Source organism: Paenibacillus amylolyticus (assembly GCF_047302515.1).
Lineage (GTDB): Bacteria > Bacillota > Bacilli > Paenibacillales > Paenibacillaceae > Paenibacillus > Paenibacillus amylolyticus_G.
In genome coordinates this window covers 5,337,995-5,359,496 of the sequence record NZ_CP168019.1, presented here as the reverse complement: position 1 = coordinate 5,359,496, position 21,502 = coordinate 5,337,995, and the positions used below count along the sequence as shown (strand labels likewise).

Below are 21,502 nucleotides of genomic sequence, written 5' to 3'. Positions count from 1 at the left end.
TGTATAGAGTCTTTCTTACTCATTTGCAGATGCAGAAGCAAAAAAATAATTTACCATAATGGGAGCGTGTATTTGCAAGCCATGAGAAAACCACTTAAAAAGTCACTGGCATTACTTCTAATGTTGTCTATGGTAGGTCCGACGTTTGCAGAGAAGAGTTTTGCAGCCGATCAGAAGATTCAGTTCTCTGATATTAAGGGACACTGGGCGGAAGCAAATATTCAAGCATGGGGTGATGAAGGATTAATTCGAGGTTACCTGGATCATTCATTTAAACCGAATACGTATATTACAAGAGCAGAATTTATGAATTTGGTAAACGGTGCTTTTGGATATTCCGGACAAGCTAAAATTACCTTTAATGATGTGTCTGAGAGTGCATGGTATTACGAAGCAATTTCTATTGCAAATGCGAATGGATATATAGATGGATACACCGATGGCACAATGAAGCCGCAAGATCCGATCACCCGTCAAGAAGCAGCTAAAGTGATCGCTGGCATCTTGAATTTGGAGTTAAATGAAACAGCAGCGAATGTATTTAGCGATTCATCGTCTATAGCGGCGTGGAGCAAGGGAGCTGTAGGTGGAGCGGCAGCAGCGAAAATTATCTCCGGATATGCAGATGGAACCTTCAAACCGCTTAATTCCATTACTCGTGCCGAAGCGGTGTCTGCGCTCGTTAAAGCTGTGGAAACAGATGCTACTACAGCTGCCAAACCAGCTAAGCCAAAAGGAACGGCAACCGGACTGAATGTTAATCCCCCGGCAGATGAAGCTCGGTTGTCCGCCGTGAAGCACGGAGCCAATGCCGGAGACGACACCTTAAAAAATATTGCGGAAACCAATCCGTTTATTGATATTTTGGACGGTTTTGATCAAGTGTGGTCCATGAACCAAGCGGATTGGAGAGATGGAACAGCGGCAACCAAAATTGGAGCTGACGGAAAAAATGCAAAGTATGGAGATGGACCGTCCCCATATTATGACGGCTTTAAGAATGATCCAACCGTAGCTGTCGCCGATCAGAAAACATATGCAAATGAAGAGATCCGAAATAAAGCGACTTGGGAAGCCAATATCAAATATGTAGAAAAGGTCACGCAAAATCGCACGGCTGAAGAGACATTGGCAGCCTATTATGATGACCAAAGAGATAAGATCTATAGTGTGATGGAGGGCTTTGGTCCGTTAGCTAACACGTATGTAGATATCATCAAGCCAAAGACAAACGTTGAACGAACGGTGGACGAGATGAATGTGGTATTGACCGAAGAAACCGTGGAAGATGAAAGCCAAGGCATTGGAGATTGGGAAGCAAAGACGGAGCTTTCAGACTTGGTTAATTTGGTTGATCTGGTTCGATTCAAAATTCCTGCCTCATCTAATCCTTCTAAATATTTCTACTCTTCCCCTAGACCGTGGAGAATGAATTCCAATGGAGAAGTGAAAGAAGTGGTTGACAGCAAAGGACTACCTGTATGGGAAACCTTGGGCGAAGGTGAGAAAAACGAAGTACCTTTGGCTTCAGGCGGCACCAAATCAACAGGAGAAAAACATTACCAGCAATACGAAACCAACGTTAAGCTTATTCCTGCGTTAACTTATGTCAAACGAATCGCTGAGGATGGAAGAGGAAAAGATGGTGGATTTCCGAGCGGACATACCAGTGCAGCTTACTTGTCCGTATTTCCTTTGGCATACGCTACACCAGAACGATTCGCTGAATTGTTAACGAGAGCAGCTCAGTTGGGCGAGAATCGAGTCGTAACGGGGATGCACTCACCACTTGATGTTATAGGAGGAAGAATACAATCCACAGCCATGGCTGCATATGCACTTAATAAGGCTGAGAATAAAGATGTGTTAGAGAAAGGTTATGAGAATGCAGGAGAAGTATTTGGAGCTGCAGCCAAGGAAAAAAATATGAGTCTGTATGAGTATGCACACACCGTAACAGAGGATTACACGTTCAAGAGTGCTTATGATGAACACAAATGGGAAGATCATGATGCCAATAAAGCCTTCTATAGAGAAAAGATGACTTACGGTCTACCACAAACCGGAACCAAAGGTTTGGCTCCAGTTGTACCGCAAGGAGCAGAAGCCCTGTTAGAAACACGTCAACCGTATTTAACAGATGAGCAACGCAGACAAGTGTTGTATACAACATCCATTGACTCTGGATATCCTGTACTGGATGAATCCAAGGGCTGGGGTAGAATTGATCTGGTCACGGCTGCGGATGGATACGGTGCATTCTTGAACAATGTAACTGTGGATATGGACGCTTCCAAAGGGCGCTTTAATGCACAAGACTGGTGGAGAAATGATATCACCGGTAGTGGAATGCTTACGAAAAAAGGAACAGGAACTCTTACATTGACAGGGAAAAATAGCTACACTGGCGGAACATTGCTGCAAGCAGGAACGCTGGTAGCTGAATCTGCAACTGCTTTTGGTACAGGTGATCTGTATGTAGAAAATGGAACAGTTGTCGTCGATGTCGACGGAGCACTCAACTTAAATAGAAACTTTACCATGGATAACGGTACGTTGGAATTGGTAGTGACTGACAGCAACAGTCAGCTGAATGTCGGCAGAAAACTCTATATTGATGGAGGAAGTCTCAAACTGGACTTGTCCAAGCATAAGATTGAAGGTTCCAAAGATATTAAGTTAATCACGGCTAATGGAATTACAGGTGAATTCGGCAGTGTAACGGCAGATGGTTATGACGTGACTGTCACGTACGAAAAGGGCCGCGTCATTGCACATATTGTAGCCAAATAAGTGAAGTAATTATCCATGATATAAAGTGAACTAAAGAATATTACACATGCCACTCCGATGACAGAATAACTTTCCGATCATTCTTCGCAAGACAAAATTAGTAATATAGAAAAGGGCTGAAGCTACAATGTAGTTTCAGCCCTTTTTGCGTACAGACCTGCAGAATTTAGAGGTTGTCCTCTCAGTCGCGCTTGGAACAGAGCATGAGTAGGGAGTGAGCGCTAACGAATCTGAGGCATCTTATCCAAGGATTCGAAACGCCCGCAGAAATCTAACGAATTTGAGACACGTTATATCGAAATGTACGGCGTTTTAGAGCGTTTTTATCGAGCGATTTTGGGAAATAACGTGTCTGAGGTTCTTTACAATTTTGAAAGAGACAGTAGAGGTAATATAAGACGTCCTGTGTTCCTTAGAGAATCGACTGGTAACTCAATAGGAACAGCCAGACGGGAGTTCGATAATTTTGGGACACTGACATCCATGATCGTATAGCATGCGAGTAAGGAGACACGACCTGATCTGTGAAGATCCAGTCGAGGAAGGGCCGAGTCTCGTATCATCGATGTGGGTATCTAAGTTTAATCATACGGAAGCGGCTGGATGCGTAGGTTATTCGTCGGTGTTGGTACCAGATGTACGACGTGTATTTCCTTCCATCTCCGTAGAGACTTGCTTCGTTGGTTCCAGATCCGTATGTCCTGCGTAGGGCCGATCACTTCGAGAGCGTGTCCCAGTCAACCCGAAACCCGAAGTAAATATAATTAGCTGTAGTCCCAGTGCATAGGGAACAGCAATAGGTCCTATCAGATGGAGCAAGGAGCATAGCGCGATCAGCAAGGAGAGCATTTTGGTTACTGTACTTGACCTATCCCGGCGTGGGCTGGCCCAGAGCAGGTAACCATATATTATGGTGATCATTAGGGAAATTGCGCGAATCCATGGCAAGATGCTGTCCCATGAGTCCACAGGTACGTCCAACATCCGCTGACGAAATATCAGATCTGCAACTAGAAACCCTGTAGCCGCTAGTGCCAATGGTTCGGCTGCGGGCCGAAGGATGGTCCATAGCGCTGTGCCCCAATGATCTGCATGAGTATCCCGGCTGAGTTCATCCGATAATACGGTGCATTCCCGTTCCAGTGCTCTGTGCATCAGTCCAAGTCGGGCAGGATCATGATCCTTAATACAGTCACGGATCTGGTCCTGTAGCTGAGGAGATAGGTAAGATGCAGCTTTGCAGGCTAACATTGCTGTTATCAGATCGTCATGTTCGTGTTCCGATCGTTCATAATTCCGATTTTCCTGGATGGTAAGTTGTCCCAAGAGGGCTGTACTTATGTATAATGTATCTCGTATCCTTCTCATTCGCCTTTCGTGGCTACGGCGAACTTCAGTGGCAGACCATATGTATATCCCCAGAAGCAAAGCCATGACTCCAAACAGCACAGCCACAGTGCCTGGGCGCGATGTTAGATCTTCAATCCAACGTTGAAACACATTTGTTCCTCCTTTGCACCAACTTCACGTATCATGAAACACGCTTCACGTAAGCTTTCTCTCACTATTACACAGGAAGTAGATGAATTCAAGCAGAAAGGGGCACAATTCATGGATCATGTGAGTATTGAACACACACCACCCGCAGCAGTGGAGTATCTTGCCTTACGGCAGGTTTCGGGTCTTAGCCCGATGAGTAGGGAAGGGGCAGAGATTGGATTACCGAATAGCCTGTTTGCCGTATGTCTGCGTGAAGAGGATATGCTGATAGGCATGGGGCGAGTGATTGGAGATGGAGGTTGTTTCTTTCAGGTCGTGGATATTGCTGTACACCCGGATGTTCAGGGAATGGGTTATGGAAAACTGATCATGAGCGAGATTATGAATTATCTGCGTAAGGCAGTACCTGCCCGTGGTTTGGTCAGTCTGCTGGCGGATGTTCCGGCTGATCAACTGTATGCTCAATTTGGATTTGAATACACCAGCCCAAAATCGGAGGGTATGTGGTGGAGGCAGGGAGACTAGTGAAATAGTTAAATAACATATTCGGCGAACCTTTGGATATCCAAAGGTTTTTTGCTTTACAACCATATATTTACAGGTATAATGTAAATTAAAACCAATTTACGATTTACAAATTACGATATACGGGTGCACTTGTGAAGAATGGAGGAAATGTATATGTACAATGATCAGAAAGCTCAGTTTAACCAGATGGTGGAACGATCTGTGGAGCAGGCGAACAAAAACCTTTCGGGAGCCAAGGGAGTTGTTTCCGTTCGATTAAGTCAGGAAGAGATTGATATCATAGATCAGCTTGTATTTCTTGAATTAGCGAAAAACCGTTCTGACGCGACTGCAATGTTGATTAGGGAAGGCATACGAACCCATCAGACCTTATTGAACGAGATACGCGAGTATACGGCTGAACTGGAACGGGTAAAAGCCAAGATACAACAGACCATTCGAGATTCAGGTTTGGTTACACGTCTGCATCGTATTAGTGATGATGAATCTGTTATGTACGAGGGAGAGGCGCGTGAAAAAGATGAAAAATGAAATTCGCGGCGACAGCTATCGGGCGGTTTTGCGCCTTCCTTCTTTTGTTGTGCTTCTTGTTGGTAGATTGATTTCTGGCGCAGGGCAGATTTTATTTTCCATGGCGACGATGTGGTATATCCTCCAATTAACGGAGTCGGCACTTGCTGCCGCACTGATTCCGATGTTGCCGTACTTGATCTATGCATTTTTGGGCATTCCTTTGGCTACGATCAGTGATCGTCTTCCCAAAAAGCAACTTTTGATCTGGACAGATATATTGCGTGCAGGCATAGCTTGCATATTGGCTCTTTTGTTCATGACAGGATCCATGCTTCCGTGGCATATTTACGCAGCCAATCTGCTCATTGCAATCCTTGGTTTTTTGTTCAATCCGGCAACCCAGACAGTCATCCCCGCTATTTTGCCAGAACCTGCAAAACAATTAGCTCCAGCCAATGCACTACTGAACTCTTCCTCCAAAACGGTTGAATTGCTTGGATACGCCTTGGGGGGAATATTGATCGCGCTCATCTCCGTTCAGTCCATCCTGTTCCTCTATGCCGTTACATTTCTGCTGTCCGCCATATCCATTTTCTTTATCCGCATCCCTGTAACCAAAGTAGTGAAGCAAAAAGGAATCTCCGGTTTTGTTAAAGATAGCATGCAGGGAATTACATTCCTGTTTTCCCGTAAAATTTTGGCCTGCTGCATTATCTTTGGAGCCATTATCAATTTTGCGGGTGCGCCACTGCACATTTTCACGCCGATTTTTGCCAATATGGTGCTCCAGGCCGGACCACAAGGCTACGGTCTGCTTCAGTCAGCCTTTGCCGCTGGCAGTATTGCAGGCTCTCTGCTCAGTGGTAAATATGCCAAACGACTCTCACTCGCTCATTGGTTTTTGATCAGTTATCTCATCTCAGGCACAAGTTTGCTGCTCATGCCGATGTTTCCTAACCTGTATATCGCAATTGCGTGTTCATTTTTGTTGATGATGGGACTTGCTCTTGTGAATGTACCATTGGTTACTTCCATTCTTTTATCCACCCCGGAAGAAAAGAGAGGACGTGTCATGAACAGTATGGGGGTCTTGATGAGTGGCATTAGTAATCCGCTAGGTTTGTTACTGGGAGGGTGGTTCATTGAAACGTACAACCCTTCATGGGTGTACATGGGGATTGGTACATTTGTTATTTGTATGGGCATGGCAAGCCTATTTGTCCGACCTTTCCGTGAAGAACGTAGCAAGCGTACCCGGCAACAAACGACCAGTATGTAGTCTGAAATTTGATGTCACATTGCGCCTCTTTTTTGTCCGAGGAATCAATAATTTGACATGATCAGGCGAAATAAATGGATTCTATAAATAATTTATGTAAAATAATTCAATTAAAAAGAAGGAATATCAAATTTTATGTAGAATTTGGTTTATAAGAGGGGGAGACAAATGGGAGGTAATATATCATGGAAAACAAGGAAATTTTATCTGTACAGGATTTGATGGCACTAGAGGTTGAAGAGGATAACAACATGTTTGAGGAAACAAGCTTGTGTACAGTGTGCAGCTGGACTAGCTCACAAACAATTGTTGTCGAGAGCTAGGAACTTCTTTACACGCTCTATTCACTGAATCATTTGAAAGATAAGTCTTTGATTTTCGCGCATTACTAAAATAATTGTACCTCCCCCTCTTATTTTATTCAAAAAGGAGTGATTCTCATTGAAATTCGCAAGCGTAACCCCCAAGAAGGACGCCTTTGAGAACGCTTTGGAACATATAATCCGGGAACTTCCCCAATCCATCCAATGGTCGAATGACGGCCATTGGATTTGTTTTAGACCGGAAGAATTAAGGCTTCCCGCACAGGGCTGGAAAATTCATCTGTCTGTTATCCCTGTGGAAGGAGCTGAATTACTGCGACGCATTGCACCTGTTCTCACAGAAAATGATGTGCAATGGAAAGTAGTGAGCAGCGGTCTGAAACTAATTGAAACATCTAACGGTTCCATACCTCTCCCTCAGACTGGGAAGTGTGTCACCATCTACGCACGAGACGAAGAGCAATTCTTGAAGTTACTTGAGCTAATGCATTCGTGTACAAGCGATCTGAAAGGACCAGCTATTCCGACAGATCGGGCATACCTCGGTAGCCAGTGTGTATTTTATCGATATGGTGCATTCACTGATCGTTTCTATTACGACCGTTATTCGGGTGCAAAAGTGTATGCCATCCAGAATCCAGAAGGTAAGCTGGAGGAGGATCGAAGAACACCTGGCAGGTATAAACCGGAGTGGGTGAATGAACCTGAGGAGTTACTGGGGGTTCAGGCGATGGAGAAGAATCGGGCTGATTCTCGTCATTCCGATTCCAATAACAATGAGTTTGGTATACGGAATATTCGTGTGAGACGTGTACTCAAGAAATCCGGTAAGGGAGGAGTATTTCTCATCTCTGGCACATCCTATGAACAGGCTGTCATGAAAGAAGCGGTCTACCGCATGCGTGTAGACGGTGGTGGGCGCTCTGCTCATAACTATTTGGATAATGAATATCGCGTGCTTGATCTGATGAAGGATACGGGGGTTACCCCAAGGCCGCTTGATCTGTTTAGTACTGAAAATAACCGCTATCTGATCCTGGAGTATTTTGAAAGCATCAGCTTGCGTGAATATATCCATCGCAGACATGTAGCCGCAGACTACAACCGGGCGGATATGCATCGGATGGGTATACATATTCTCGATATGGTGCAGCAATGTCACGATAAAGGAATTGTGATCAATGATCTGACGCCCAACAATATTGTTGTGCTGACGGACGGAAGTGTACGCCTGATTGATCTTGAACTGGCTTATGTCAGAAGTGATGAGAGTCAGGCCGATCCATTGACCGGTCATACTCCGGGCTATGTGCCACGGGGACGTGAGCACAGCAGGCGATCCAGTTATGCGTATGATCTGTATGCGCTGGGAGGTGTCTTCTATTACATGGCTTCATCCATCGACCCCTATCTGAAATATCGGCAATCCCATCTGGAAGCTGCACAGGCTTATCTGGACTATCAGAGTAATACACAGCTTCGTGGCTTGGGGAGTCTGGGCATCGAGATCATGTCAGGCGGACATGTGGAGTTATCAGAAATTCGTGAAACACTGGTTGCATTGCTGGAGCAGCAAGAGGTCAATTCAGGAGGAAGCATGGATGTAATAGAGAAGGATGAATGCAATATGGAGCCAGAAGAAGTACTCCGTCAGGCCGAGCGTATGGTAAAGACACTGTATACTTCTCTTGATTTTAATAGCCCCTTGCAACTGTTCCCGGAAAACAGCATGAGCAAGATGTTTCATCCGGCGAATTTCAACTTTGGCTGGACAGGGATGATCTTTGGTTTTAATCAGCTTGGTCAGATTACACAAAACAGACAATACCATCAATATGCACGTGAAGTATTGGAATGGATTTTGACGAATCACCCTTACGTTCCAGATGAGACACCTGTAGCATTATACTTTGGATATGGCGCTGTTCCCTGGGCATTGGCAGAGACGGCTGAACGAATAAATGATCCATCGTTGCTTCGACGTGCAGAGGATCTGGCATTGGAAATCACCTGGCATGAGCCAGTACAGACCAATATTAGTCATGGAGCGGCGGGGTTGGGATTGATGCTGCTTGAAATATACCGTATTGGCGGCCGCCCTGAACTTCTGGCAAGAGCAGAGGAACTGGGTGTTTATATTTTGGAACAAGAAGAGCAGACAGATGAATCATTGAGTTTGTGGAAAGTGAAAGATAAATCGGACAAAAAAGGCCATCATTCCCTTGGATTCTCTCATGGCATTGCAGGCATCGGATATTATTTGCTTGCCTTGGCGGAGCGTACAGGTAAGGAAGCGTACTATTCTGCTGTGAAGCGAATTGTAGATACGCTCGATCGTACGAGTCATGGAGGACAGAATGGCGTGAGCCTGTGGCCTGCATCGTCGGAAAAACCGGATACACTCTGGGTGCACTGGTGTAATGGATCGGCGGGTATTGGTCGATTTCTAATGGCAGCGGCTGATATTCTGCAAGATCCCCTCTGTACCAGACTTGGACTTCAAGCAGCGGATGCAGTGGCACAGGCAACGGTATTTGCTTCTTTTGGGCAGTGTCACGGAATTGCAGGTAATGGAGATTTTCTACTTTTGGCTAACCGCAAGTTCCCAGGCAGATATGAAACCAAACTGGTGGAGTATACACAGAGCTTGTATGTATTGCGAAGTGATCCACAGGAAGACATATGGATGTGGCCTCTGGAGGACATGGAGTCCTTCTCCCCGGATTATATGACCGGTTATATGGGGATCTATACATTCCTGCTACGCCGGTTTTATCCATCTGTTGCATCCGAACCACTGGTTTACTCAGGTTTCGATTATAACAGGGAGGGGAAAGCGCATGATGCTAACATCCATATCTGACATCCTGCCGCAATGCCAGCAAGAATCGGGGAAGGCGGGGGATCGCTATTATGCTGTTGAACCTGGAAAAGACGAAACCCTATCTTCATTCATGCTAATTGATCAGGGTGAAGGGCAGTATACAATGGATTTATGGAGTGAAGCACATTCCAATCTTTATTGGGAAGATCGGATGTCATCCGTTTTGGATACAATCACATGGTCCTCTCTATATGCAACTGCTCCTGCCTCATTTCCGTGGGAGAAGCTTGGATACCGGGCGGATGTTCTTGCACATCGGTATCAATTTTTCGGCAAGTTGAAGGACGTTCCCGTGCCGGCTATGCCTAATGAAGACGCGGTTTGGATGTCTGCAGAGGGGCAGGCGGATTCCCTTGCACACTTGCTCCAGGCCAGTGATCCTACCTGTCCAGGTTGGGAAGCTGCTCGTCAAGCTATCGGGGATATTTATCAGGGTGTATATGGCAAGTTGCTGAAAGGTTCCGGGCTTGTTGAACTGGAGGGAAGTAAGATTGGGGGCTGCCTGTTAAGCGATGAGTTTGGCAGTGTACTCCTTGCTCATATATTCACAATACCAGAAGCGAAACGTCAAGGATGGGCCCGATGGCTTGCTGCATATGGTCTCCATCGGTGCAGTTCAGATCCGGATCAGCGGATTAAAGCTTCACTTGATGCAATCAACCGGGGCAGTTATCAATTGATGACGGCACTGAATTTACAACAGGTGCCTGAACTTATACACGTATGCCGAATCACGAAAGAGAGTGAGCTTTCATGATGCCTGTCTCACTGGAAAGTACGGATTATCATGATCTGAGAAGTAAATGGTTTCGTGTGAGTCATGAACCTGGATTGTTTGTCGTTGAAGGGACATCAGATGCGGTGAAGCATGAAATTCACAAACTGAGAACGCATTGGCAGGATAAGGCTATACAAATTGCGGTTGGTGATCCGTATGCTACTCTCCCGCTGATCTATCAACTAAATCCATTTCAGCCAATAGATGATCTTGTGGCATGTAAAAATGCGTTATTGAGATTCCAAAGATCAGGGTGGACGCCTGGTAATCGGAAATGGGTTCTGGTTGAAGTATCTTCCTACCTTCACCCTGCAGATCTGGGAGCCATCCACTATATCCTGTATCGACAGAAATTAAGGGGAGTAAGTGTAGTGCTTTTTTTTCATCGATATCCAACCATGGCGAGTAATCCTGAGGACATACCCAAACTTCCGGTATCTATTGTCAGGGATACGCCCGATCAGACCCGACGTTTGTTGGAAGAACATCTACAAATGGTAAGCAAGGATAAAGGGAAGGAAAAAGAGGTAGCATTGGCGCTCTACAATAGGCTGGCCTGGGTTTTGTTGTCCAAATCGGCTGATCCGGCCCGCTACACGTCCTGTTTTCATTTTTTCGACCATAATTCGTTATTTCAACAGTTGTCGGCGACACAGCAGGCAGTACTCTGGTTTGAGTTGGGTCAGCTGTTGACCAAAAACGGGAAGCAGTATACCGAAGCACGACACTGTTATTCGAAAGCTCGGGAAATCATTGCCCATGATGAACTAACTGAAACGTATCGTACTGGGAAATGGGCTGCACTTGATAATGGTGAAGCATTAATTGAGATGCAGGAGGGCAATGTAGAACGCGCAATTACGTTGGAGCAACAGGCGGGCCAGCGTATACGCCAGCTTTCTGATGGACCCGATAAGCAAGTTTTTCAGATTCAGACGTTACTAAACATTGCGGGCTTGCACCTCCGAGCGGGTCACTATGTAGAGGCAGGTAAGACGTTGCTGGCTGCGGAGAAGTTATGTATTGATGCGTATGTAGATTGGCTGGGGCATGTACTGCAATTAAAAATGGTATTACATCAACAGCTGGGAGAGCAGGAGCAGGAATATGAACTGTTGATTCAATTGTTACGTATGAAGACAAACACTATCCATCCCAAACTGCTTGGTCGTGCGGTGGAAATCGCTGGCGCGCTCATTACTCAAGGGTCAGAGGAACGGGCATCCCGGGTGTACCGTCTATTGATGATGGGGCTGCCGGTTGCCAGTCTGCCACAGATCAGATTGATTCGGGAAACATTAGGCAGACTGGGGACCGTTACGCCCCTAGATGCATACACGCAGGACCAGTATATTGATAAACTGGAATCGCAGTTGGAGGGATGGGAGCAGTTAAAACACTGGAATGAGAGGAGGAAATCCGGTTGGGCTATCCATTCCTGACACGAATGAGTGTGAACAAGGAACGAACGAGTATGCTCTTGGGCTATGATGACAATACATGCGAATGGTGCAGTCTTGATGATACAGGCCGCATGGATAGCCGTCAGAGTCTTTCTGAACATGGGACAGAGTCAGATCAGCACACGCAGCATATTCAGTTTATGGGCAGGAACCGTGTTCTGGTGATTACACAGGACAAGTCGGAGAAATGGCTTCATATATACGAGAATGAGAAGCAAGCAATTCTGGTTCAGAGCCTATTAGTGAAGTTTCCATTTCCTGTGATGCAGGCCGCTTGGCAGGAGGAGCAATTAATTCTGCTATTTTCCATTAGACATCGTTCAGGAGCTGTCCGTATAGGTCTTTACGATCCCGAGAAGGATGAGGCGCGATGGGTTACTCCTGAACTGGACAACCCGCAATTTGTATTCTGGTCTGCATCAACACGAGAGGTTGGTGTAAACGTTGGTGGATTTGGAAGAGTGTACTCGTATTCCGAAGATATCCTTTCATCATCCGAAATACCCTATACGGAGTATGCCTACCCTGTGATGGATAAGCAGGGGGATCTCATAGCCGTTTCTATTCCTGTGGAAGGTGGCTTCCAGCCCGGATGGATCAGGCAGGGAGAGGATCGGGTGCATGAATGTTCCAGGGATACCCAACCCTTTTCTGAACTGATTAGAATGCAGCTCGATCCACATCAACAGCTAGTCCTCTGCGAAGGGATAACCTGCGGCAGGTGGCAATATGTTCAATATACATTGGACAGAGAGAAGAGGTATGAGCTATATGATTATCCAGGAATCTTGACACAGGCTGTGCTCAGCAGGGACAGGCAGGGATTGATCGGAAAATATGAATCTATCATACGTCCTCCGGTGCCGGGGATATACCGGTTTTCGGAACAAACCCGTACGATTACCCGTTTCCCGGTTGAGCGAGATGAGAGGATTGGTAACCATCCTGACAAGGAACCCGATGTAATCTATGGATGGGTTCGTTATGGACATGACATGATTCCGTACATGGACATGCACCCGGAGGGCGCAGAACAGGTGGTCATCTATCTTCATGGTGGGCCTCATAATTGCCTGTTTGACAGCTTTAGTCCGGTCATCAGCGGATTATATCAGGCAGGAGTGCGGGTCATCGGGCTGAACTATCCCGGTAGTTCAGGGTTCGGCACGGATTACAGGATGCGCATTCAGAATGATTGGGGCGGCGTGGATGCAGATGTCATCCAGTTCATGCGGGAGCAGATGTTATCTTCCTATTCAAATGTATCCCTCTATGGAGTGAGCTATGGGGCTTATCTGGCATTGCTGGTAGCAGGTAAAAGTCCGGCGCTATGGAGTACTGTGGTTGCCTGTGCACCGTTTACGGATCTGGAAGGACTGTACGCAGGCGGCGGAGCGAAGCTGAGATCATTCTTGGAAACTGAAATCGATGAGCTTTTGCATGATCAATCTGCCCTGCGGGATAGAAGCCCAATAGCTTATGTATCTGGGCTCAGTGAAGTGGATATCCAACTCATTCACGGTCAGGCTGATCAACTGTGTCCCGTAGAACAGACGGAGAGGTTATATCTGGACATCATGGAAAACAAGCAAATGTCTGGAGCTGTAGGCAGGGTCGAACTTCATATTGTACAGGATATGGCGCATGAGGTTTATTCGGAGCGAATCTGGGCGCAGAAGGCTGTTGATTTTCTAACCTACAGTAGAGTATCCACGTAAGATAAATACGTGATGTTTAAGCCGCAAATGCGGCTTTTTTGGCGATATTTAAGGTAAGGATATGGAAAGGAAAAGCGGTGGGGGAAGTGTTGTTCGTGGTCTGGTGCATAGTTGGAGAGCTTAAGAGAATGAACATTAACGTTTACAAGATGTCACATCCGGTTTAAGATGGCGTGAGCCGTTTAAGGTATATAACAATAGGATTAAGTATTAAAATAACGGTAAGTTGACAAGATGATATCTACAGAAAAGAGGGAATTCATATGAAAGTAGCCATTTTTGGAGCAACCGGAGCGATTGGCAAGATGATACTGTGGGAGCTGATGGATCGTGGGCATGAAGTGACAGCGGTGGTGCGTGATCCTTCGAAGGTTGAGATGGTTCATGAGCGTTTGCGTGTAGAACAGGGAGATCTGCTTAACCCGGATCAGGTTGCTGATTTTGCAGCAGGTCAAGAAGTGGTTGTGAGTGCATATGGACCGAAGTTCGGTGGAGAAGAAGAGATGCTGGAAGTGACACGTTCGTTGATCGAGGGTGTGCGCCGGGCAAAAGCAGGACGTCTGGTTGTAGTTGGTGGAGCGGGAAGTTTGCTAACCGATTCAGGTGATATGCTGATGGATACGCCGGGATTCCCGGAAGAAGTCAAACCACTGGCGAAAGCCCATGCAGAAGCATATGACCTGATTGAAGCATCAGGTATTCACTGGACCTACATGAGCCCTGCTGCGACAATCACAACAGGACGTCGGACAGGCCAGTTCCGGGTTGGCATGAACCGTGTGATTACGGATGATATCGGGGAAAGCTCGATTTCAGTTGGCGATTTTGCAGCGGCTTTGGTGGACGAACTGGACGATCCGCAATTTATCCAAGCACGGTTTACGGTAGGTTATTAAGCGTAGACAGGCTTTGGGATGGATGATTTAATCTGAAGGTCTCGTATACGGGATCGATAGAGTTTTCGATGATGTATCGAGTGGATCGTGGTAACTGGATGAGGTAAGAGGAAAGAAAGCGATACACATATAAGATGCAGCGTTTAGGTGCAAAGTTGCTACTTTTAAGTATGAGATGAGCTTGTCACGGGGAGGGATGAACGTTGTTTATCGTAACCGCTGAACAAATGAGAGCTGTGGACGAGTATACCATTCATCAGCTGGGTATTCCTGCTGCCAGTCTAATGGAGAATGCAGGCCGAGCCATTGCTGAGGAAGTGATCAAGCTGTGCCGGGAAGGGCAGACAGAAGGCCGGCTTGTGGATTCAAGGCAGCTTGGCTATAGCAGCAAGACCGATGCTAGGCGGGCACACACCGGGCCCGGTGATCGGCAAGGTTATGGTGGCGACATCATCGCCGATCCGGCGCTGGTGATGGAGCGCCTGGGAGATCAGCAGTGGTACATGCTGATCGGCAAGGGCAATAATGGCGGCGATGGGCTAGTGGCCGCGCGCCATTTGGTTGAAGCAGGGCTTGGCGTGACATTGGTCTACGCCGATGCCCCTGATGCACTGCGGGGCGAAGCCGCAGTGCAACGGGATGCCGCCGCGAAGCTTGGCATCCCTGCTCTTGTCCACGGGCGCGAAGCCGTGGACTTCAGCCGGTGCACAGGCATCGTGGATGCGCTGCTGGGCACCGGCTCGCGGGGAGCGCCGCGGGGAGCCTACGCGGCGCTGATTGAGGCGGCGAAAGACAGCGGCAAGCCGGTCGTGTCCGCCGATGTGCCAAGCGGGCTGGACGCCGACACCGGAGAGGTGTACGAGTCCTGCATTCAAGCCCGGGTGACCGTATGTCTCGCGCTGCTCAAGCGCGGGCTGGTGCAGTACCCGGGTGCTTCTGCCGCGGGGCGCATTGTGGTGCGCGCCATCGGCATTCCCGCGCGGCTTGCGCCAGAGCATGGCCCCTCGGTCCGTCTGCTGACGGACGAGGTGCTGCGCGGTGCGCTGCGCGTGGATACAGGCCGTCTACGGGCACCGGACGGCCACAAGGGCACCTACGGCCACGTACTGTTGGCCGCAGGAAGTCTACCGATGAGCGGCGCGGGCCTGCTCTCGGCCAAGGCCGCGCTGCGCGCAGGCTGCGGGCTCGCCACATGGGCGTTGCCCGCGGCACTGCTGCCGCATGTCATCGGCACCGTGCCCGAGCTCATGCTTGCTGCCGCCTCCGATGGCGACAGCGGCGAATGGAACGCGGCTTCCACCGACGCCGTGCTGCGTCTCGCGGAGAGCCGCGACGTGCTCGCGACCGGCCCAGGCCTTGGCCGCTTCAAGGGCGACACAGACTGGCTGCGCCGTCTGTGGCAACAATCGGATCGTCCGCTCGTCATCGACGCGGACGCCCTCAACATGCTGGCAGACGCTGGCCCACATGGGCCTCGCGACTGGGGCCAGCGAAGTGCGGCGACAATCCTGACGCCGCACCCTGGCGAGATGGGCCGACTGCTGGGCATGTCGACCCAGGAAGTGCAGCGTGACCGCATTGGACACGCTGCAAAATACACCCGCGAGCAGGGCGTGACCCTTGTGCTCAAAGGAGCACGAACGGTCATCGCAACGCCGTCCGGCGAGGCGTACATCAACACCACCGGGCACGCCGGCATGGCGACTGGCGGTGCCGGAGACGTATTGACCGGCATCATCGCCGGTCTGCTTGCCCAAGGGCTCAGCGCGGAGCAAGCCGCCACGTTCGGCGTATATCTCCACGGACAGGCCGCTGAACGCGCAGCACTGCTGCGCGGTGACCCATCGTCCCTGCTGGCCGGAGACATCATCGACGCACTGTGAGGATGGATCAGGCGTGAATCTCAGTGTTGGTCCTCTATCAGTGAGGTGATGTTCTCCCGAACGAGCTTCTCTCGCATCAACAACAAAACCTCCAGCTTCTCTCATTACAAGAGAAACTGGAGGTTTTCTGCTATTCCATCCTTTCCAGCCGTACCTTATTCATCGAATCGAACTGCCTACAGCCGGAAACGCAGCAGTTCCTGATGCATCTCAGCACTGATATCACGCAATGACTTCACCTTGATACTTGCATCAGCGAAGGAACGTTGTTGTTCCGACGTGGAGGCGGTAATCTCTTCACTGCTGGCAGCCGACTGCTCGGTGATGGCACTGATATTTTCGATGGCCTGTTGCACCTGTGTACTGAGTTCATTGGAGTGTTGCATGTCCTCAGCAAGCTGATGGATACCCGTACTAATGCGCTCCACACTTTCACGAATAGCAGAGAAGGATTCGCGAGTCTGGCCAGTGGCTTGTTCCTGTTCGCCGAATAACTGCATGCTCTGTGCTACAGAGTTCTTCACCTTGTCCATGGAGGTTGTGATCTCGCCCACAGCCGCATAGATATGTTTGACCGATTGCGCAGATTGTTCGGCGAGTTTATTCACCTCGCCCGCAACAACAGCGAAGCCACGTCCAGCTTCTCCAGCGCGAGCAGCCTCTATGGAGGCATTTAACGAGAGCATGGTCGTTTGTTTGGCAATCTCCGATACATATGCCGTCATCGTAGTGATCCGAACCGCGCTTTCTTCCAGTTCCCGCACCGTTTGTTCTACCTCGGCCATCGCCATACGATTCACTTCGGCCAAGCGGAGTTGCTCCGCTACAGCCTTATTACCTTCCTCAACGGTAGTTAATACTTCACGACCATCGATTACCGATTGGGAAGTGGCCTCCAGATTGTTATTGAAGGTAGACTGCATTTTGTCCACAACCATCACTGTTTCACTCAGATCCTCGGCAATTTTTTGACTGCCAATCGAGAGTTCCTCCGTGGTGCGGGATACTTGCTGCACGATCGCTTGGGCTGTATCATTACCGCGGTCAATATCTTGCGCCATCAGATCGACACGATGACCCGCTTCACCAATCGACTGAATAATGCCGCGGATATTATGAGTCATGATACCGAAGGAGCGACTCAGGTCATCGAGTTCATCTTTGCCCCGAGATTCCGGTAATTGTCCGGTCAGGTCACCGTCCGCAATTTGTCCCGCGGCGTCTTTGAGTGTTCGAATACGCTTGGCAATCTGACGTGAAGTATACATGTTAAACAGCATTACGGCGACGAGCAATACGATGGCTCCTACCAGAGCGGTTTGCCACGTTTGCTGAATGTCATGTTCCAAATCGACGGTATATTGATCATAACGATCCCGAGTCATCTCATCTAACGAATAGATATCATTCTGTATACCCCGAACCCGAGTGCTGTAACGTTTCGCTTCCGCACTGTTCATCGCACTCATCGCTTCGGTGGCTCCCTGGTTGAGAGCTTGTAATTTTGTCTCGATGGACTGAATAAGTTGTAACTGCTGATCTGTTTCGAGCAATCCGTCCGTAAGTTCCTGAATCATCGTTTGGCCTTCATCCAGCAAGCGAAGCACGGCGTCCTGGTTTCCTGCTGTCATGGAGAATGAGTAGACATCCAGCGCTTGCTGGGTCTGAATCTGATTGGCGTTCAGTTCACTCACCTTGAGCATGGCTGGTACCAGATTTTGATTTTTGGCATTCATGTTGAGCAATTGCATGATGATATAAGCGACTAGCACAAGGCATAGAAGTAGTGAAATTAGAGCATTAAGTATCAGTTTTCCCTGTAGTTTCATGTGCGTACCTCCTTGTATCCGATGGGTTATTGATCAAGCGTAATTTTGATTTGACCGGAAGAGATCTTTGCCTTCAGATCTTCGAAGGTTTGCTGTTGTTCATCACTGAGCGTGATATTATGTAGAGCAGTCAGACCCACGGCGTTCTCCGCCAGCCCCTCCACGATTTCCTTTTGAGGGAAGGTATGATTGTTTTGAACAAACGTGTTAACGGCATTATAGATAGAAACATCCACATTTTTCAGCATGGACGTAAGAATGGATTTTTCCGCCAAAAAGAATTGATCGGTATCTACACCGATGGCGTATTTCCCTAATTTCTGAATCTCCGTCAGTGCGCCTACGCCTGTGAGACCGGCAGCAACGTAGATCACGTCAGCGCCCTTTTCCTGAATCATCTCTGCAGCCAGTTGTTCACCCAGCTCGGCATTGCCAAAGTCCCCTGCGTAGACGACATCAACGGTTGCATTCGGCTTGACAGCCAGAACACCTTGTTTGAAACCCTGCTCGAAATTACGAAGGACCGGTATCTCTATTCCACCAAGGAAGCCAACATGATCTTCCGTTGAAGCCATAGCGGCAATAACACCTGCCAGATAACTTCCTTCTTCCGCCCGGAATGAAATGGAGGCAATGTTAGGCAGTTCGGAATGACTGTCAATCATGAGGAACTGCTGGTCAGGATATTTGGCTGCAACTTTTTCCATATCCGCTTGGACAGCATCACTCAGGCCGATAACCAGATCGAATTTGGCTTGCGCAAACTCTTCAAATGCAGCTTCGGCATTGTCGCCCGGTTCACGATAGTCAAAGACAATGCTTTTCTCATTTCTGGCCTGAACCAGTCCATCAAAAGCAGCATCATTAAAAGAACGGTCACCCAGACCCACTTCCGTAAGCACGATCCCAACCTTTGTTCTTGTGTCTGTTGCCGTTGTTGTATTGTTGGCTGAACATGCCCCCAGGATCAGTACCGTCAGGATCATCATTATGGTGAGACCTAGACCTGCGCGTCTGTTCTTGTTTGTTTTCATGTGTGGTACCCTCATTTCTGTAGTCGCATTTTTCTGTTTTGCATGGTTCCTTAGCTCCAGGGAATGACGTGTACATGATGACACGTATGGTGAGGATTTCCCTTTATCTATATCGGTCAGAAAGGCACTGTGATTTATGGTGTGTAGTGAAAATTTACGAAAAAATAAATATTTTTCATGAATTACACATTATTTTTACATTTCTCTAGTTAAAAGGGTACATAAATATCTACAGTATGTTGTTTACTGATGTTAGAAGTCGAAAAAAGGCACAACAGAGATGACATGAATCACCTCTGTTGTGCCTTAAAATTTCACCCTATACGAATGATAAGGTGATCATCCTATTATAAAAATGACGCGAGTTTTACCAAGCCGCAATTGAGCCATCCGCTCGGGTTTCCGTACCCCCGCATAATACGCCATTGTCCGGGTTGCGCCAGATGATCTGACCGCGTCCAAACTGGGATGGATCGAGTGCCACTTGAATATCATGTCCTTTGCGGGCGAGTGCCTGAGCGATATGCTGCGGGAAACCCGGTTCCACGAGAATTGTTTTGCCCTTCGTCCACTGCCAGCGCGGAGAATCCAAGGTGGCCTGTGGGTTCAGGTGATAATCGATCGTATTCATGACCACCTGCACATGACCCTGCGGTTGCATGAAACCACCCATGACACCGAATGGCCCTACCGCTTCACTGCCACGGGTGAGGAACCCCGGAATAATCGTGTGATACGTTCGTTTGCCCGGCTCCAGAGCGTTTGCATGACTTGGGTCGAGTGAGAAATTGTGTCCGCGATTCTGCAATGCAATGCCTGTACCCGGAACAACCAGTCCGGACCCGAAGCCCATATAGTTGCTCTGAATAAAGGAAACCATGTTGCCTTCACCGTCCGCCGTAGCCAGATAGACCGTTCCACTTGCTCGTGGATCACCTGCCTCAGGTGCACGTGCGGTATCACCAATGAGTTTGCGCTGTTCTTTCGCGTATGCCTCGGACAGCAGTTCCTCTACCGTCACACCCATTTTGCGTTCTTCGGTAATATATTTCTCCCCATCGGCAAACGCCAGCTTCATGGCTTCGAGCTGCTGATGATATGCCAGAACGGATTCTTTCTCGTCAAAATCATATCCCTTCAGGAGATTAAGCGCTGCGAGAGCGATCAATCCTTGTCCATTCGGCGGAATCTCCCATACATCGTAACCACGATAGGAGACGGAGATGGGATCAACCCACTCAGGCTGGAAAGCCTTCAGATCTTCGCGAGTCAGATAACCACCGTGCTCTGCCATAAAGGAATGAATGCGCTCTGCCAGTTCTCCTTCGTAAAAGTCTCGCGCTTCGCTCTCGCCAATCTGGCGCAAAGTCGCCGCATGATCCGGCGAGCGCCACATCTCTCCAGCTGCGGGAACACGCCCGCCTGGAGCAAATGTCTCAAACCACGCACGCCCTGCCTCCGCATCACCCTGGCGTGCATAGATCTCGGCTGCCCTTACCCAGTGGCGGGCCAGCCCAGGCGCAAGCGGGTAACCTTCCTCCGCATAGCGGATGGCCGGTTCCAGTGCTTCCGCCAGCGTGAGCCGCCCGAAACGGCGGCTGAGCTCAGCCCAACCCGCCGGTGCGCCAGGCACCGTCACCGGAACAACCCCAAGCTTCGGCATCTCCGTATGGCCTGCCGCTTGAAGCGCCTCAATGGATATGCCCTGAGGCGCAGGGCCGCTGGCATTCAGGCCATGCAGTTTGCCCTCGGTCCAGACGAGGGCAAAAGCATCGCCTCCAATGCCATTGGACGTTGGCTCCAGCACCGTGAGTGCTGCCGCAGTTGCAATGGCGGCATCGATGGCGTTGCCGCCTTTTTTCAATACATCCAGACCAGCTTGTGCAGCCAGTGGCTGTGACGTGGCGACCATGCCTTGTTTCGCATACACAGGCACGCGGTAAGAGGGGTACGGTTGGTAGAGTGGATCGAAGTTCATCAGGTTGTTCAGCTCCTTGTCGCTAGATGTCAGGCTCCGGCATAACCGGATCATACTCCTAACCCTCTTCGCAACTGAACAACCGATATCCTGCCACACTTGC

The 21,502-nt window shown here is 48.7% G+C and carries 15 protein-coding genes; 11 read left to right on the top strand and 4 right to left on the bottom strand.

Annotation, left to right across the window (positions count from 1 at the left end):
• Window positions 1–81: 81 nt before the first annotated feature.
• Complete coding sequence (locus ACDJ59_RS23320) at window positions 82–2,793, top strand: S-layer homology domain-containing protein (RefSeq protein WP_413409900.1); 2,712 nt, start codon at window positions 82–84, stop codon at window positions 2,791–2,793.
• A 612-nt stretch (window positions 2,794–3,405) separates the two neighbouring features.
• On the opposite strand, the gene ACDJ59_RS23315 is transcribed toward ACDJ59_RS23320, so the two are convergent.
• Complete coding sequence (locus tag ACDJ59_RS23315; protein WP_413406135.1) at window positions 3,406–4,293, bottom strand: hypothetical protein; 888 nt, start codon at window positions 4,291–4,293, stop codon at window positions 3,406–3,408.
• A gap of 111 nt (window positions 4,294–4,404) precedes the next feature.
• Here ACDJ59_RS23315 and ACDJ59_RS23310 point away from each other — a divergent pair, with 111 nt between their 5' ends.
• From ACDJ59_RS23310 to ACDJ59_RS23265, 10 genes are all read left to right on the top strand, one after another.
• Window positions 4,405–4,818, top strand: a complete 414-nt coding sequence (locus ACDJ59_RS23310) for a GNAT family N-acetyltransferase (protein ID WP_405171442.1) — start codon at window positions 4,405–4,407, stop codon at window positions 4,816–4,818.
• Window positions 4,819–4,974: 156 nt separating this feature from the next.
• Window positions 4,975–5,352 (top strand): hypothetical protein, encoded by a 378-nt coding sequence (locus ACDJ59_RS23305; protein WP_340965666.1) that lies wholly within the window; start codon window positions 4,975–4,977, stop codon window positions 5,350–5,352.
• Window positions 5,333–6,613, top strand: a complete 1,281-nt coding sequence (locus ACDJ59_RS23300) for an MFS transporter (RefSeq protein ID WP_413406133.1) — start codon at window positions 5,333–5,335, stop codon at window positions 6,611–6,613. Before ACDJ59_RS23305 ends, ACDJ59_RS23300 begins: the two co-directional genes overlap by 20 nt.
• Window positions 6,614–6,798: 185 nt before the next feature.
• Window positions 6,799–6,936 carry a hypothetical protein gene (locus ACDJ59_RS23295; protein ID WP_161799395.1) on the top strand — a complete coding sequence of 46 codons (138 nt, stop codon included), beginning with the start codon at window positions 6,799–6,801 and terminating at the stop codon, window positions 6,934–6,936.
• 118 nt (window positions 6,937–7,054) lie between these two features.
• Window positions 7,055–9,799 carry a lanthionine synthetase LanC family protein gene (locus ACDJ59_RS23290; RefSeq protein ID WP_413406131.1) on the top strand — a complete coding sequence of 915 codons (2,745 nt, stop codon included), beginning with the start codon at window positions 7,055–7,057 and terminating at the stop codon, window positions 9,797–9,799.
• On the top strand, window positions 9,777–10,577 hold the full coding sequence (locus ACDJ59_RS23285; protein WP_413406129.1) for a hypothetical protein: 801 nt from the start codon (window positions 9,777–9,779) through the stop codon (window positions 10,575–10,577). Before ACDJ59_RS23290 ends, ACDJ59_RS23285 begins: the two co-directional genes overlap by 23 nt.
• A complete protein-coding gene (locus ACDJ59_RS23280) occupies window positions 10,574–12,040 on the top strand; it encodes a tetratricopeptide repeat protein (RefSeq protein WP_413406127.1) in 1,467 nt (488 codons plus the stop codon). Before ACDJ59_RS23285 ends, ACDJ59_RS23280 begins: the two co-directional genes overlap by 4 nt.
• Entirely contained in the window at window positions 12,022–13,779 is a 1,758-nt protein-coding gene (locus ACDJ59_RS23275; RefSeq protein WP_413406125.1) for an alpha/beta hydrolase family protein, read from the top strand. Before ACDJ59_RS23280 ends, ACDJ59_RS23275 begins: the two co-directional genes overlap by 19 nt.
• A 263-nt stretch (window positions 13,780–14,042) precedes the next feature.
• Window positions 14,043–14,675 (top strand): NAD(P)-dependent oxidoreductase, encoded by a 633-nt coding sequence (locus tag ACDJ59_RS23270; protein ID WP_036607440.1) that lies wholly within the window; start codon window positions 14,043–14,045, stop codon window positions 14,673–14,675.
• A 203-nt stretch (window positions 14,676–14,878) separates the two neighbouring features.
• Window positions 14,879–16,558, top strand: coding sequence for an NAD(P)H-hydrate dehydratase (locus tag ACDJ59_RS23265; RefSeq protein ID WP_413406123.1), 1,680 nt, complete (start codon window positions 14,879–14,881; stop codon window positions 16,556–16,558).
• A gap of 176 nt (window positions 16,559–16,734) precedes the next feature.
• Here the strand turns inward: ACDJ59_RS23265 and ACDJ59_RS23260 are convergent, their stop codons facing one another.
• The 3 genes from ACDJ59_RS23260 to ACDJ59_RS23250 all read right to left on the bottom strand — a co-directional run bounded on the left by ACDJ59_RS23260 (window position 16,735) and on the right by ACDJ59_RS23250 (window position 21,399).
• A complete protein-coding gene (locus ACDJ59_RS23260; protein WP_413406121.1) occupies window positions 16,735–18,387 on the bottom strand; it encodes a methyl-accepting chemotaxis protein in 1,653 nt (550 codons plus the stop codon).
• Window positions 18,388–18,413: 26 nt separating this feature from the next.
• Window positions 18,414–19,421: a BMP family lipoprotein gene (locus ACDJ59_RS23255; RefSeq protein ID WP_413406119.1), complete on the bottom strand. Its 1,008-nt coding sequence runs from the start codon at window positions 19,419–19,421 to the stop codon at window positions 18,414–18,416.
• Window positions 19,422–19,788: 367 nt separating this feature from the next.
• Window positions 19,789–21,399 carry a gamma-glutamyltransferase family protein gene (locus tag ACDJ59_RS23250; protein WP_413409899.1) on the bottom strand — a complete coding sequence of 537 codons (1,611 nt, stop codon included), beginning with the start codon at window positions 21,397–21,399 and terminating at the stop codon, window positions 19,789–19,791.
• Window positions 21,400–21,502: the final 103 nt, after the last annotated feature.